General features: G+C 69.1%; 11 protein-coding genes. 2 read left to right on the top strand and 9 right to left on the bottom strand.

Annotated features, from left to right (window positions below):
* Positions 1–130: 130 nt before the first annotated feature.
* The 5 genes from ACFWIW_RS02815 to glf form a co-directional block, all read right to left on the bottom strand.
* Positions 131–1,636: a hypothetical protein gene (locus tag ACFWIW_RS02815; RefSeq protein ID WP_378366798.1), complete on the bottom strand. Its 1,506-nt coding sequence runs from the start codon at positions 1,634–1,636 to the stop codon at positions 131–133.
* A 38-nt stretch (positions 1,637–1,674) separates the two neighbouring features.
* Positions 1,675–2,043, bottom strand: coding sequence for a hypothetical protein (locus tag ACFWIW_RS02810; RefSeq protein WP_378366797.1), 369 nt, complete (start codon positions 2,041–2,043; stop codon positions 1,675–1,677).
* A gap of 98 nt (positions 2,044–2,141) precedes the next feature.
* Complete coding sequence (locus tag ACFWIW_RS02805; protein ID WP_125686662.1) at positions 2,142–3,101, bottom strand: decaprenyl-phosphate phosphoribosyltransferase; 960 nt, start codon at positions 3,099–3,101, stop codon at positions 2,142–2,144.
* On the bottom strand, positions 3,098–3,613 hold the full coding sequence (locus ACFWIW_RS02800) for a phosphatase PAP2 family protein (RefSeq protein WP_037333445.1): 516 nt from the start codon (positions 3,611–3,613) through the stop codon (positions 3,098–3,100). Before ACFWIW_RS02800 ends, ACFWIW_RS02805 begins: the two co-directional genes overlap by 4 nt.
* The gene (glf, locus tag ACFWIW_RS02795; protein ID WP_240596182.1) at positions 3,606–4,832 is read right to left on the bottom strand and encodes a UDP-galactopyranose mutase; all 1,227 of its coding nucleotides are present in this window, start codon (positions 4,830–4,832) and stop codon (positions 3,606–3,608) included. Before glf ends, ACFWIW_RS02800 begins: the two co-directional genes overlap by 8 nt.
* 81 nt (positions 4,833–4,913) lie before the next feature.
* Between glf and ACFWIW_RS02790 the strand changes: the two genes are divergently transcribed.
* Positions 4,914–6,923, top strand: a complete 2,010-nt coding sequence (locus tag ACFWIW_RS02790) for a DUF6541 family protein (protein ID WP_378366796.1) — start codon at positions 4,914–4,916, stop codon at positions 6,921–6,923.
* A gap of 235 nt (positions 6,924–7,158) precedes the next feature.
* Here the strand turns inward: ACFWIW_RS02790 and ACFWIW_RS02785 are convergent, their stop codons facing one another.
* Entirely contained in the window at positions 7,159–8,052 is an 894-nt protein-coding gene (locus tag ACFWIW_RS02785) for an LLM class flavin-dependent oxidoreductase (protein ID WP_378366795.1), read from the bottom strand.
* A 66-nt stretch (positions 8,053–8,118) separates the two neighbouring features.
* On the opposite strand from ACFWIW_RS02785, the gene ACFWIW_RS02780 reads away from it, so the two are divergent.
* Positions 8,119–8,934 carry an HAD family hydrolase gene (locus ACFWIW_RS02780; protein ID WP_378366794.1) on the top strand — a complete coding sequence of 272 codons (816 nt, stop codon included), beginning with the start codon at positions 8,119–8,121 and terminating at the stop codon, positions 8,932–8,934.
* A 241-nt stretch (positions 8,935–9,175) separates the two neighbouring features.
* On the opposite strand, the gene ACFWIW_RS02775 is transcribed toward ACFWIW_RS02780, so the two are convergent.
* From ACFWIW_RS02775 to ACFWIW_RS02765, 3 genes are read right to left on the bottom strand one after another with little or no spacing between them, the layout of a single operon-like run.
* On the bottom strand, positions 9,176–9,910 hold the full coding sequence (locus ACFWIW_RS02775) for a 1-acyl-sn-glycerol-3-phosphate acyltransferase (protein ID WP_073846049.1): 735 nt from the start codon (positions 9,908–9,910) through the stop codon (positions 9,176–9,178).
* Between the two features lie 53 nt (positions 9,911–9,963).
* Positions 9,964–11,391: a hypothetical protein gene (locus ACFWIW_RS02770; protein ID WP_378366793.1), complete on the bottom strand. Its 1,428-nt coding sequence runs from the start codon at positions 11,389–11,391 to the stop codon at positions 9,964–9,966.
* The gene (locus tag ACFWIW_RS02765) at positions 11,388–13,007 is read right to left on the bottom strand and encodes a hypothetical protein (protein ID WP_378366792.1); all 1,620 of its coding nucleotides are present in this window, start codon (positions 13,005–13,007) and stop codon (positions 11,388–11,390) included. The genes ACFWIW_RS02770 and ACFWIW_RS02765 overlap by 4 nt, the downstream gene beginning before the upstream one ends.
* Positions 13,008–13,062 lie beyond the last annotated feature (55 nt).

Genomic DNA, 13,062 nt, shown 5'->3' with positions numbered 1-13,062 from the left:
CACACCCCCCGGCCTTTCTTCGGCATCGTCCCTATCTCCCCACCCCGCGCGGTCGGGCGCTTCCCCCGAACCCGCCGGGTTCACCCCCCCCTTCGCCGCGTGAGACGAGGGGAAAGTCCCCTTCAGCCCGTCAGCGGGCCGGGAGCAGGTACAGGCTTTGCGTGCCCATCCACGGCGAGTGGATCGTCCAGGACGCCAGCGCGTTCGCGGGCGGGGCCTTGCTGGTGGTGGCCAGCACCAGATCCGGGGTCGCGGGCGGGACGCTGTGGTCGAAGAACCGGAAGTTCGCCGCCAGCAGCGCCTTGCCGAGATCGCTGCTGCGGTTCTTCGTCTCGATGATCGCCGGATCGACGGAGCCGCGGTCGGAGAACTGGTCGACGATGTCGCAATCGCACGAGTAGGCGAGCGCGCCGACCTCACCGGCGCTCTCCACCTTGCGGCCCTTGGTCAATTCCGCCAGCTGGACGCCGATCGCACGATATTCGTCCGACGCGGCGTGGTTGCTGGTGATGGGCGCGAACCGGCGCGGCAGTTCGGGAGCCGCGTAGGCGACCGCGCTCGTCAGCAGGAACGCGCCCGCCAGGATTCCCGTTCCGAGCCGGGCCCGGCCGGGCACCGCGCAGGCCGCCGCGGCGAGGAAGACCGTCGCGCCGATGATGCTGGGCGCGTAGTACCAGTGGTAGGGCGGCACGTTCAGCCAGCAGTAGGCCAGATAGTGCGCCGCGCCTGCGATGGCGAGGGTCGCGAACGGCAGCAGACGCTTCGCCCGCTCCGAGCCGCGCCGGAAGTGGAATGTCCACAGTAGACCGGCGAGCGCGCCGATCACGAGCGGCAGAAAGGAAAGTGTCGCCGCCACCGGGAAGTTGCGCCAGTACAGCAGCGGGCCGTTGGTGAAACTGAACGGCCCCCACGAACGCTGCATGATCTTGATGACCAGGGTGTCCGGCACCGCCGAACCCAGCACCAGCCAGCTGAACACGAACCACGGCAGCATCACCGCGAGCGCGGCGAACGTCATCCGCCAGATCCCCGTCCAGAATTCGCGGCGGCCCAGGAACAGGACGAACGCGATCAGCAGCAGATCGATCCGGATCAGCGCGATCAGGCCGATCACCGCGCCCGCCGCGGCGGGCCGTCGTTCGTGCAGGAACACCATCGACCAGACGACGGCCGCCGCGCCGAGGGCGACTTCAAGGCCGACCGAGGACAGCAGCAGCGGATTCACCAGCAGCAGGCCCAGCGCCAGCGGGGCGAACCAGCCCGAAAGACCGGTCGCGGCGCCGATGCGGCGGAGCCCGAGGACGAGCGCCACCTGGCTCGCGACGAAGACGATCCCGGCGGCGAAGACGGCGTCTCGCACGATGAAGGTGACGAGAGCCAGCACGAGGACGTTCAGCGGCGACGTCGCGGTGTTGGCGGTGCCTTCTTCGATCAGGCCCCAGTGGCCGTGGAAGGCGAGGTTCTTCGCGTACGAGAGCGTGATGTACGTGTCGTCGATCAAATGCCCGCTGACCAGCACGAACACCAGGGCCGACGCCACCGCCGCCCCGGCCGGGAGCACCCAGGGACGGGTAAGGACGGCGGCTCCCGGCAGCGCACCGGAAGCCTGGGGCAGATCAGCGGAGGCGCTTCGCATCACGAACACCGTACACGGCGGCGTGATGATTCCGTTATCTACCCGCCGTGGCGCTGGTCACGCCAATCGGGGCCGTCGCGGAAGTCGCGATCCATGCCATGGCCGCCCGGACCACGGTGTTCACGGGAGAAACCGGGCCGGTCGCCGTCGCGGGAGGCCAGGCCGACGGCGGTGCCGATGATCCCGCCGCCGAGGACGAAGCCGAGTACGCCGACCGCGACCAGCTGCGTCGCGCGGTGCCCGGCGAAGCGGCGGAAACCGCCCTTCGCGGGCGGAGCCTGCTGCGCCGGGACCCAGCCCGGCGGCGGGCCCGCGGGGGCGGCGGCCGGGGTCTCGGCGGGTTTCCCGTCGGCTGGCTGCTCGACCGTCTTGTCCTCGTCTTCGGACGGCCGCTGCGGGTCGCTCATCTTTCGCTCCTCGATTCGATGGGAGCGGGCGTCGTGCCCGCTCCCATCACCGAGGATGCGTGCGCTTCCTATGGATGCGCTGTGCGTGAGCTGTCGAATCAGAGATAGAACGACAGGAACAGCGTGATCACCCAGCTCGCGCCGAGCACCTGGAGGACGCGGTCCTTGAGCGCGATCTCCTCCGGCTCGCCCGCGTTGCCGCCGTCGACGTCGACGGCGTAGCGCAGGACGGCCACCACGAACGGGACCATCGAGACGACCGCCCAGACCGAGTCGTGCTCGACCTGGCGGATCTCGAACGCCCACAGGCAGTAGGACATGATCAGGATCGCCGCGGACGTCGCCCAGACGAACCGCAGGTAGCTCGCCGAGTACTTCTTGAGCGAAGACCGGATCTTCGCCCCGGTGCGTTCGAAGAGCATGATCTCGGCGTAGCGCTTGCCCGCCACCATGAACAGCGAGCCGAACGCGGTGACCAGCAGGAACCACTGCGAAAGCGCGATACCCGCGGCCACACCACCGGCGATCGACCGCATCAGGAAGCCCGAGCCGACGATGGCCAGATCGACCACCGGCTGGTGCTTGAGCCCGAAGCAGTAGCCGAGCTGGACGGCCTCGTAGACCGCCAGCACGACCGCGAGCTGCCAGCTGGCGAAGAACGAGATGCCGAGGCCGGCGGCGAAGAACACGCCCGCCGCGACGAACGCCACCGGCACCGGCACGATCCCGGCCGCGATCGGCCGGTTCCGCTTGGTCGGGTGCGCCCGGTCGGCCTCGACGTCGATCGCGTCGTTGATGAGATAGACCGAGGAGGCCACCAGCGAGAACGCCGCGAAGGCGATCAGCGCGGCGATCAGCAGGCCGGTCCGGTCCGTCGACTTCGAAAAGGCGAAGAACGGTGCCGCGAACACCAGCACGTTCTTCACCCACTGGCGCGGGCGTGCCGTCTTGATGATGCCGCCGACGAGACCGCCGGCGACCTTCTTCGGCTCGGCGGCCTCGGCCACGGGTTCTACGTCGTCAGGCTTGGAATCGGCCTTCTCGGTCGTTTCACTCATCGTCGCTTCAGCTTCCTACGTATCAAGCCGCCGACTACGCCCCCAAGGGCCGCTCCGGCCAGAACGTCGGTCGGGTAGTGGACGCCGAGCACGAGCCGGGAGGCCAGCATCGGCGGTACCAGGGCCGGGACCAGGTTACGCCCGGTCAATCCGGAGTAGAGCACCGCCGCCGCCGTAGTGGAGGTCGCGTGCGAGGACGGGAAGCTCAGCTTGCTCGGCGTGGAGACCAGGACCTCGACACTCGGGTGGTCCGGTCGCGGCCGCCTGACCACGCGTTTCACCGCGATGGACGCGGCGTGCGCGCCGACGACGCCCGCCGCCGCGACCAGCCAGTCCTTGCGGCGCTTCTTGTCGACAGCGGCCCCGACGAGCCCCAGCGCGAACCAGCCCGCGCTGTGCTCGCCGAAGTGCGAAAGACCGCGTGCCGCCTTCACCGTGACGTCACTCTTCAGGACGCCCTGAGCCTTCGCGAGAACGGCCACCTCGCCGGTGGGAGCGCCCTTCTCAAGCATCGAGGGACCCGTCGAGAGGCGCGCCATCGGTCAGGTGCGGCGCGATCTTGTTGTCGAACGCGGTCAGCGCCGAGCCGATGGCCATGTGCATGTCGAGGTACTTGTAGGTACCGAGACGGCCACCGAACAGCACGTTCTTGTCCTTGGCCTCGGCCTTCGCCAGCTCGCGGTAGGCCTCGAGCTTCTCGCGGTTCTCCGGGGTGTTGATCGGGTAGTACGGCTCGTCCTCCTCGCCGGCGAACCGGGAGTACTCGCGGAAGACGACCGACTTGTCGTTCGGGTAGTGCTTGCGCTCCGGGTGGAAGTGCCGGAACTCGATGATCCGGGTGTAGGGCACTTCTTCGTCGTTGTAGTTGACCACCGAGGTGCCCTGGAAGTCGCCCGTCTCGACGACCTCGGATTCGAAGTCCACGGTGCGCCAGGTGAAGCGGCCCGCGGAGTAGCCGAAGTAGCGGTCCAGCGGCCCGGTGTAGACGGTCGGGGTGCCTGCCGGGATGTGCTCGCGGACGTCGAAGTAGTCGACGTTCAGCCGCACCTCGATGTTCTCGTGCTCCGCCATCTTCTCGAGCCACGCGGTGTAGCCGTTGACCGGCAGACCCTCGTAGGTGTCGTTGAAGTAGCGGTTGTCGAAGGTGTAGCGGACCGGGAGCCGGGTGATGATGTCGGCGCCGAGGTTCTTCGGGTCGTTCTCCCACTGCTTGGCCGTGTAGCCGCGGATGAACGCCTCGTACAGCGGGCGGCCGACCAGCGAGATCGCCTTCTCTTCGAGGTTCTGCGCGTTCGCGGTCTCGAACTCCGACGCCTGCTTGGCGATCAGCTCGCGGGCCTCGTCGGGCGTGTGCGACTTGCCGAAGAACTGGTTGATCAGGCCCAGGTTCATCGGGAAGGAGTAGACCTGGTCCTTGACCTTGGCGAAGACCCGGTGCTGGTAGCCGGTGAACTCGGTGAAGCGGTTGACGTACTCCCACACACGCTTGTTGGAGGTGTGGAACAGGTGCGCACCGTAGCGGTGCACCTCGATCCCGGTTTCGGGCTCGGCCTCGGAGTAGGCGTTGCCACCGATGTGGTGGCGCCGCTCCAGCACGAGGACCTTCTTGCCGAGCTCGGCCGCGGCCCGTTCGGCGACGGTCAGCCCGAAGAATCCGGAGCCGACCACGATGAGGTCGTAGCCGGTGAAATCGGCTTCAGTAATCTTGTCGGGGTTCGTGTGCGCGCTCACGGGCGTCGAGGGTACGCACGTCGACTCCGCGCCCTGCACCGAGCACCGGTTTTCACCTTCGACAGACACATTTAGGAAGCAGTGCCTACTCCGGACACCTTCTGGTCGTACTTCGGTGCGACCGTCACCTACCTGGCCGTCCTGGCGGTCCCCGGCGGGATCGTCGGCCGGGCCGCGGGCCTGCGTGGCTGGGCCCTGGCGGGCCTGGCCCCGTTGCTGTCCTACACGGTAACCGGACTGGCCGGTCCGTGGCTGGCACTCGCGGGCGTGTCGTACAACCCCCTGACCGTGGCGGGCGTCACGGCCGTCCTCGCCGGGCTCGGCTTCGGCCTGCGCAAGCTCGGGCAGAGCCGCGGCTGGATCAAGCAGGGCGCCGAGGAGCCGCCGACGAAGTGGCACCCGCGCGCGCACTACGCGGTCGCGGCCTGCGTCGCGCTGGCCGTCGGCATCTCGATCCTCGTGGTGCTCTCCGCCCGCGGCGGCACGACGGCGGTGTTCCAGCGCTGGGACACCGTGTTCCACGCGAACGGCATCCGCTACATCGCCGAGACCGGCGACGGCTCGCTGACCGGTATGGGCACCATCAACTGGTATCCGGACGGCTCGTTCTACCCGAACGCGTATCACCTGGTCGGCTCTCTGGTGTACTCGATCTCGGGTACGACGATCCCGGTCACGCTGAACGCCATCACCATGCCGGTCGCCGGGATCTTCGCGCTGTCGATGGTCGCCCTGATCCGCCAGCTCGGCGGGCGGGCGGTGTTCGCGGGTTGCACGGCACTGGTGGCCGCGGCGGCCACCACCGGCGCGTACGAGTCGGTGTCCAGCGGGTTGCTGCCGTTCGCGCTGGGGATCGTGCTGACGCCGCTGGCCGTGGTCGCGCTGGCCCGTTTCCTCGCGCGGCCAGGCCTCGACACCGGCTACGTGCTCGCGCTGACCGCGGTCGGCCTGCTGGCGGCGCATTCGTCGGCGCTGTTCGGCGCGCTGCTGTTCGCCTTCCCGCTGGTGGTGCAGCGCTGGTACCGCGCGCTGCGGCACAAACCGCTCGACGGGGTGCCCGAGGGCCGCGGCGGCTGGCGGGTCATCGGCGGCGACGTCGTCAAGATGGTGCCGGTGATGGCGGGGAGCGCGCTGCTCGCGGCGCCGCATATCCTCGGCGCCCTGAAATTCACTTCGGGTTCATACCCTTATTACGCGTGGGGTTCGGATCTGCCGGTGCTGAAGTCGCTGGGACTGCTGGTGACCTTCCGGCAGGTGCTCAGCGCTCCGCAGGTGTGGCTGACGGTGCTGCTGGTGATCGGCGTGCTGGGCCTGTTCCGGCTCGGGCGGATGCGCTGGGTGGGGCTTTCGGCGATCGGCTTCTCGGCGCTGTTCGTGCTGGTCGCCTCGTTCGGCGCCGAACCGTGGGTGATCTCGCTGTCGCGGCCCTGGTGGAACGACCGCTACCGCCTGATGGCGCTCGCCGCGATCCCGCTGTGCCTGCTCGCCGGGCACGGGATGGCGGAGCTGCAGCGCTGGTTCGCGAAATGGGCGAGCGGACGGTCGTGGGTCAAGAGCCGTCCCGCGCTGCCCGCCCGGCTGGGGCTGGCGACCGCCGTGTTCGTCGTGGCCGCCTCCGCCGTGCTGACCAAGGGTTTCTACACCGAGTCGAACGCGCACGCGGTGTCGTTCCTGTACTACAACGGGCCCGAGGGCGAGGTCACGCCGCCGGTCAGCGCCGACGAGCTGGCCGCGATGAACGAGCTGACCAAGATGAACATCGGGCCGGACGAGAAGGTGCTCAACGAGCGCTTCGACGGCACGGCCTGGCTGTACGCGATCACCGGTATCCACCCGGTCGCCGGGCACTACGACCCGGGCGTGCCGCCGCCGGACGCGAAGTACCTGGCGCTGCACTTCCGCGACTACGACACCGACCCCGAGGTGCGGGCCGCGGTGCGGCGGCTGAACATCAAGCACGTGCTGATCGGGAGCACGCCGATCAAGATCGGCGAACCGCCGGCGCCGGGGCTGCGGGACCTGGACGGGCTGGACTTCCTGCGGAAGGACTTCTCCAACGCGGGTGCCTCGATCTACACACTGACGCGCTGACGGCCTCGTGAGTGGCAAGGACGGTTCTAACCGTCCTTGCCACTCACGAGATAAAAGGCTCGCGTGGTCGCGGACTGCCCCTGCCGCGACCACGCGAGCCTTTCGTCCCCCATTCACCCCCGGGGTGACCCATGAGGGGTAGCCGTCTTCGGCCACACCCACTCGCTGTACTTGTCCTTCAGACGACTACTGAGCGGAACCGGTTTACCCGGCCCGCCAACCTCACCCGATCGGCCTAAGAACTCCTGCCTTGGAGTACCGGGAGTACGTCGTCGGCGACCGCTTCGAGTGTCGACTCGCGGCCGACGTAGTAGTCGCCGGACCGCGGCCAATGCGTGACGATGTCGGTGAACCCGAGCTCACCGGCCCGGCCGGCGGCGTCGGTGAACGCGCCCACGCTGTCGAGGGAGAAGACCGGCGCCGAGTCGAGGCTCAGGAACCGCTGCACGCTCGCCTTGTCCCGGCCCACGACGTCGAGCCGCTCGTCGAAGGTCTTCACGAGTTCCGCGACGCCCTTCCACCACTCGTCCTGGGTGTCCGCCTTGACGCCGGTGGTGGCCCAGCCCGCGCCGAACCGCGCGGCGAGCGTCATCGTGCGGGGGCCGTTCGCGGCCACCAGGAACGGCAGCCGCGGCCGCTGCACGCAGCCCGGCAGGTTCCGCGCGCCCTTGGCCCGGTAGTACTCGCCCTCGAAGTCGAAGCCGTCGGTCATCAAGAGGCCGTCGAGCGATTCGACGAACTCGGCGAAACGGTCCGTGCGCTGTTTGACCGACAGTTCGGGGCCGTCGAGCACGGTGGCGTCGTAATGGGTGTCCGGGACGCCCGCACCCACGCCGAGGATGAAACGGCCGTCGGAGATGTCGTCGAGGGTGGTCAGCTCGCGGGTGAACGGCACGGGATGCCGGGCGACCGGCGAAGCCACGAAGGTCCCGAGTCTGATCCGCGACGTCACCATCGCGGCCGCCGTCAACGTTGGCATCGCACTGAACCACGGGCCGTCGACGAGAGTCCGCCAGCCGAGGTGGTCGTACGTCCAAGCGTGGTCGAAGCCGTATTCCTCGGCGGCCCGCCATTTCGGCTCGGCCGCCCACCAACGATCTTCCGGAAGGATCACGATGCCTACGCGCACACCGGCAAGGTAGCGGTGCCCGTCGACACTTCGCCCGATGGGCGGATCTTCGGGGACAATGTGCCGGTGGAAAAGCCCCTCTTGATCGCATCCGACGTCGACGGCACCCTGCTCGGCCCGCTGGAGGTCCTGTCCGAACGCACGATCGACGTCGTCCGGCGTATCGCCGAGGACGGAGTCCCGTTCGTGCTGGCCAGCGGCCGTCCGCCGCGTTGGATCGCCCCGATCGCGAACCCGCTGGGCCTGACCGGGTACGCGGTCTGCGCGAACGGCGCGGTGCTGTACGAGATCGGGACGGACCGGATCGTGGCGGTCCACGGCCTGCTGGAACCGACGCTGCTGCACGACACCGTGAGTGCCCTTGATCACGCCCTGCCCGGCTGCCGCTTCGCCGCGGAACGGATCGGCGAGTCCGCGCTCGACCCGGAGATGCGCAATTTCGTGATCGAGCCGGACTACCACAATCCGTGGGGCAACCACGAGGGCACGGAGGCGCCGCGGGCCGAGGTGCTCGGGCATCCGGCGATCAAACTGCTGATCAGCAGGCGCGGGATGAACTCCGACGAGATGGCGCGGGCGGCGCGGGAGGTGCTCGACGATTCGGTCGACATCACCTACTCGACCAACACCGGCCTGATCGAGCTCGCCGCGCACGGCATCACGAAGGCGACCGGGCTGGCCGAGGTCGCCGAGCGCCTCGGCGTGCCGGCCGAGCGGGTGATCGCGTTCGGGGACATGCCCAACGACGTCGAGATGCTCGGCTGGGCCGGGCACGGCGTCGCGATGGCCAACGGGCACCGCTACGTCCTCGACGTCGCCGACGAGGTGACGGGGCCGAACTCCGAGGACGGTGTCGCGCAGGTGCTGGAGCGCTGGTTCTAACGGCTGCGTCTCCCCGGGAGGTGTCGCGAAAGCCACTTTCGGGACATCTAGCGTCGCGAAAGTGGCTTTCGCGACACCGGAGCGGCCGGGCACCGTGCGGGCGGGCGACCGGGGCTAGCGGCCCTCGCGACCATCCGCAGGGCGTGTTGCGAAAGCCACTTTCGCAACCTTCAACGTCGCGAAAGTGGCTTTCGCGACACCGGAGCGGCCGGGCACCGGAAGGGCGGGCGGCCGACCGGGGCTAGCGGCCTTCGCGGTCGAGCTTCGCGGCCTCTTCCGGCGTCGGCGCGGTGCCGCCGAGGTGCGCGGGCAGCCACCAGCGCTCGTCGTCGGAGGCCGGCTTCTCCGGATAGCCGGCCTGGACGCGGTCCACGAGCGCGGACATCCGCACGCGAAGGTCTTTCGAAAGGACTTCGGCGTCTTCGTCGGCCTTCGGGTGCATCGGCTCGCCGACGAGGATCGAGATCGGGACGTGGCGTTTGGTGAGATCCTTCGGGCGGCCCTTGGTCCACAGCCGCTGCGTGCCCCACAGCGCCATCGGCACGACCGGGACACCCGCCTCGGCGGCCATCCGGACGGCGCCGGACTTGATGTCCTTCACGGTGAACGACCGGCTGATCGTCGCTTCGGGGAACACACCGACGACCTCCCCTGCCTTCAGGCGCTCGACAGCTTCGCGATACGACGCGAGACCGGCGCCGCGATCGACGGAGATGTGGTGCATGCCGCGCATGAGCGGTCCGGCGACGCGGTTGCTGAAGATCTCCTTCTTCGCCATGAACCTGACCAGGCGTTTCGCCGGCTGCGCGCCCAGCCCGCAGAAGATGAAGTCGAGATAGCTCACGTGGTTGCAGGCGATGACCGCCCCGCCCGTCGACGGGATGTGCTCGGTCCCCTCCACCCGGATGCGGTTGTCCAGCACCCGGAACATCAACTTCGCCGCCATGATGACGGGCGGGTAAACGAGCTCAGCCATTCGTTCAGGTTACGCTACCGTAGGGTAACCAACCTACGGTCGCGTAGGTCACATCACTCCGAGCGGGCGAAAGTCACCGCGGCCAGTACGACGCCGAGCAGCGTGCAGTACAGCGCGATCACCTGGTGCTTGACGTTCTCCAGCCCGTCGCCCAGTGCCGCCAGCACGAACTGCCCGGCCGCGACGGCGAGCAGGAAACCCAGCACGACACCCACCGCGGTGCGCCGGGTCCGCCAGCCGCGCCAGGCGATCAGCGCCCATATCGGCAGCAGGGCGAAAAACCCCAATGGGGCCAGCAGTTTCGTCACGGTCGAAACGATCGGCACGCGGTATTCCTGCGTTTCCGGGGCGAAACCCGCCGACTCGTCGAAGCTGCCGAGGTAGGGCGGCCGCGCGGTGAGCAGATCGCCCGCCGCGCGGTCCAGGATCTCGACGGTGCGGAAGGGATGCGTCGCGAAGTACTCGACGACGTTGCGCCTGCTGATCTGTTCGCGGTACTTCGGGTACTCGGGATCCAGCGTCGCGGGTTTCGGATGCCACCAGCCGTTGCCCGCGTACTGGCCGAACGAGGCGGGCAGCCCCAACGCGGCGAGATCGGCTCCGGTGTCGTGCCGACCGTCCACAATGGTCAAGAAGATCGTGTTGAACATGTTGATCTCACGCGAATCGTCGCCCGGCCGCGCGGCGAGGGAGCCGTCGGGCAGCTTCGCGGGCTCGACGGTCTGCTGCGCGTAGGCCGTTCCCCCGGCGAGCGCGCCGATGACGAACACCACGGGAAGCCAGCGCCTCAGCCCGCGGACGCCTTCGGGGCGAACGAGGAGCGCGGCGAGCGCGAGCAACGGCAGGATCATCAGCGTCTGGACCTTGGCGTTGACCGCGATCACGCCACCGAAGAGCAGCACGGCCAAGCCCGCGTAGCGCCACCAGCCGGGCCTCGCGGACACCAGGAGGCCTCCGACGGCGATCAGGAGACCGAGGAACGCGGCGCCTTCGCCCAGCACGGACGCGAAGTAGCCGAAGAACGCGGAGTCCGCGACGACGAGCAGCAGCCCTACGGCCGCGAAGCCGCGGACTCGGCGCGAGTACGGCAGTCCGACGACGATCAACGCGACCGCCGCGGCGGCGAGCACGCTGGTGAGCACCCCGAGGACCACCAGGCTGAGCGTCGATTCGAGGCCGAGCAGCCCGCCGATCGACCGCGCGATCCGCGCGAACCAGCTCTGGGTCAGGAGGTAGGTGGCGTCGCATTCGCCCGCCGGGACGGTGTAGGCGAGGTGGACGAAACCCTCCGGCTTGCCCTTCCACGGGATGCCCGCGCCGCACAGCACGCGGAAACCGTCGCCGTTGTCGGCCATCGCGACCGGCCTCGGCACCAGAAAGCGGACCAGGAGCACGGTGAGCGCGGCGGCGAACACGCCGACGCCGAACAGGCGCGAGGATGTTTCGAGCGCTGCCGGTCTGCTCGGGGAAACGACACTCACGCAGGGCACGGTACGTGGCGGAAATCGGGTGAGCGGTCGAGGGCCGACCTGACCACCCGCTCGACGTCCGCCCGCAGGAACACGGTGATCCACGACGAGGTTCCTTCACGCGCGAAGGTCGCGACGCGGTACCTCGCCGCGTACGCCGGGTCGATCACGCAGGATTGCTTCGCCGAATAGCCGCTGTCGGTGATGACGGCGATCGTCGGATGCCGCCGGGAGACGACGGCCTCGCCCACCTCCTCCGTCTGGCCCCGGACACCGACGATCTGCAGCTGCGTCCCGGCGTGGTACGACAGCACACCGGGCGCCGACGTGCTCACGACGGAACCGGGCGGCAGGTAGGCGTCGAGCCAGCGCCCGATCTCCTCCATCTGCGCACCGTGGTCGTGCCAGGCCCGCACCCGGCCCAGCATGTCCGGACTGAACACCGACACCAGCACCGCGAGCCCGGACAACGTCACCGCGGCGGCGGGCATCAGCCGCATGCTCGGTGGCCGCGGCCGGGGGCTCGGCTTCGCGGTCGCGACGAGCACGCCGTAGACGGACACCGCCGCCACCGACAGCAGCGGCGGGATCGGCGCCAGCAATCGCCAGGCCGGTCCGGCGTCGCCGCCGAAGAAGACCACGAAACCGGTGAGCCCGACGGCGGTGGCGAGCATCAGCCAGGTCAGCGACCTGGCCTCGGCCTCGTGCGGGGTCCGGCCGGTGCGGCGCAGCGACAGCGCCACCACCGAGATCAGGCCGAGGAGCAGGAATCCTTGGTGGACCACCGAGAAACCCGACAGGTATTGCCAGCCGCGGCCGATCCGGGACTGGACGTCGAGGTCGAAGGGGAGGACAGAGGTCGGCAGGACATGGTCGTAGTAGGTCACCCGCCAGGCCGTCCAGGGCGCGGCGAACACGAGCCCGCCGAGCAGCCAGCCCACCGGTGACCACCACGTGTACCGGCCGCGCAGGGCGGCCACGACCAGCCAGCACCCGACCAGCACCGCCAGCAGGACCCCCGATGGGCGCGTCATCATCGCGAAGGCCACGAGCACCCCCGCGACCACCGGGCGCCGGGCCGCGAGCGCGGCGAAGACGCCGAACACGAGCAGCACGAACAAGGGCGTCTCGGTACCGGAGCCGCCGTACGCGGCGAGGCCTCCGGCTCCGGCGACGAGCACGGCGGCGGCCACCCCGTACGCGGGCCGCGGCTCGTGCTGTGATTCGCCTACGGCCCGCGCGACCACCCGGTTCACCGCCACGTACGCGAGCAGGACGGCGCCGAGCGTGGCGAGAATGCCGAGCACGACCGCGGAGGCCTCGATATCGGCCCCGAAAGCGGCCTTCGGCAACGCGATCACGATCATCCAGAGGAAATTCGTGTAACCCTCGATCCGCTCGCCGGTGTTGAACACCGGCCCATTGCCGTCGGCGATGTTCTGCGCGTAACGGAAGGTGATGTACGCGTCTTCCGCGATGGTCGAAAACACCAGCTGGTGCACCAGCGAGAAACCGAGGGTCAGCATCAGCGCGGCGGCGCGCCAGCGCTTGTCGGCGCCGATCCTGGGCCAGGCCACCAGCACGAAGATCGCGACCGCGGACCAGGCGACGACAAGCGCGACCACCACCTGATCCCACCCTCCCGGGCCGAGCCGCTCCGTACGCGAAAGACTACGGTCAAGT

Source organism: Amycolatopsis sp. NPDC058340 (assembly GCF_042723975.1).
Taxonomy (GTDB): domain Bacteria; phylum Actinomycetota; class Actinomycetes; order Mycobacteriales; family Pseudonocardiaceae; genus Amycolatopsis.
This window is presented reverse-complemented; position numbering and strand designations above follow the sequence as displayed.

Excerpts from the sequence above, each read along its gene's own strand:
- ACFWIW_RS02815 (WP_378366798.1), bottom strand. The coding sequence starts at position 1,636 with ATGCGAAGCGCCTCCGCTGATCTGCCCCAGGCTTCCGGTGCGCTGCCG.
- ACFWIW_RS02810 (WP_378366797.1), bottom strand. The coding sequence starts at position 2,043 with ATGAGCGACCCGCAGCGGCCGTCCGAAGACGAGGACAAGACGGTCGAG.
- ACFWIW_RS02805 (WP_125686662.1), bottom strand. The coding sequence starts at position 3,101 with ATGAGTGAAACGACCGAGAAGGCCGATTCCAAGCCTGACGACGTAGAA.
- ACFWIW_RS02800 (WP_037333445.1), bottom strand. The coding sequence starts at position 3,613 with ATGCTTGAGAAGGGCGCTCCCACCGGCGAGGTGGCCGTTCTCGCGAAG.
- ACFWIW_RS02775 (WP_073846049.1), bottom strand. The coding sequence starts at position 9,910 with ATGGCTGAGCTCGTTTACCCGCCCGTCATCATGGCGGCGAAGTTGATG.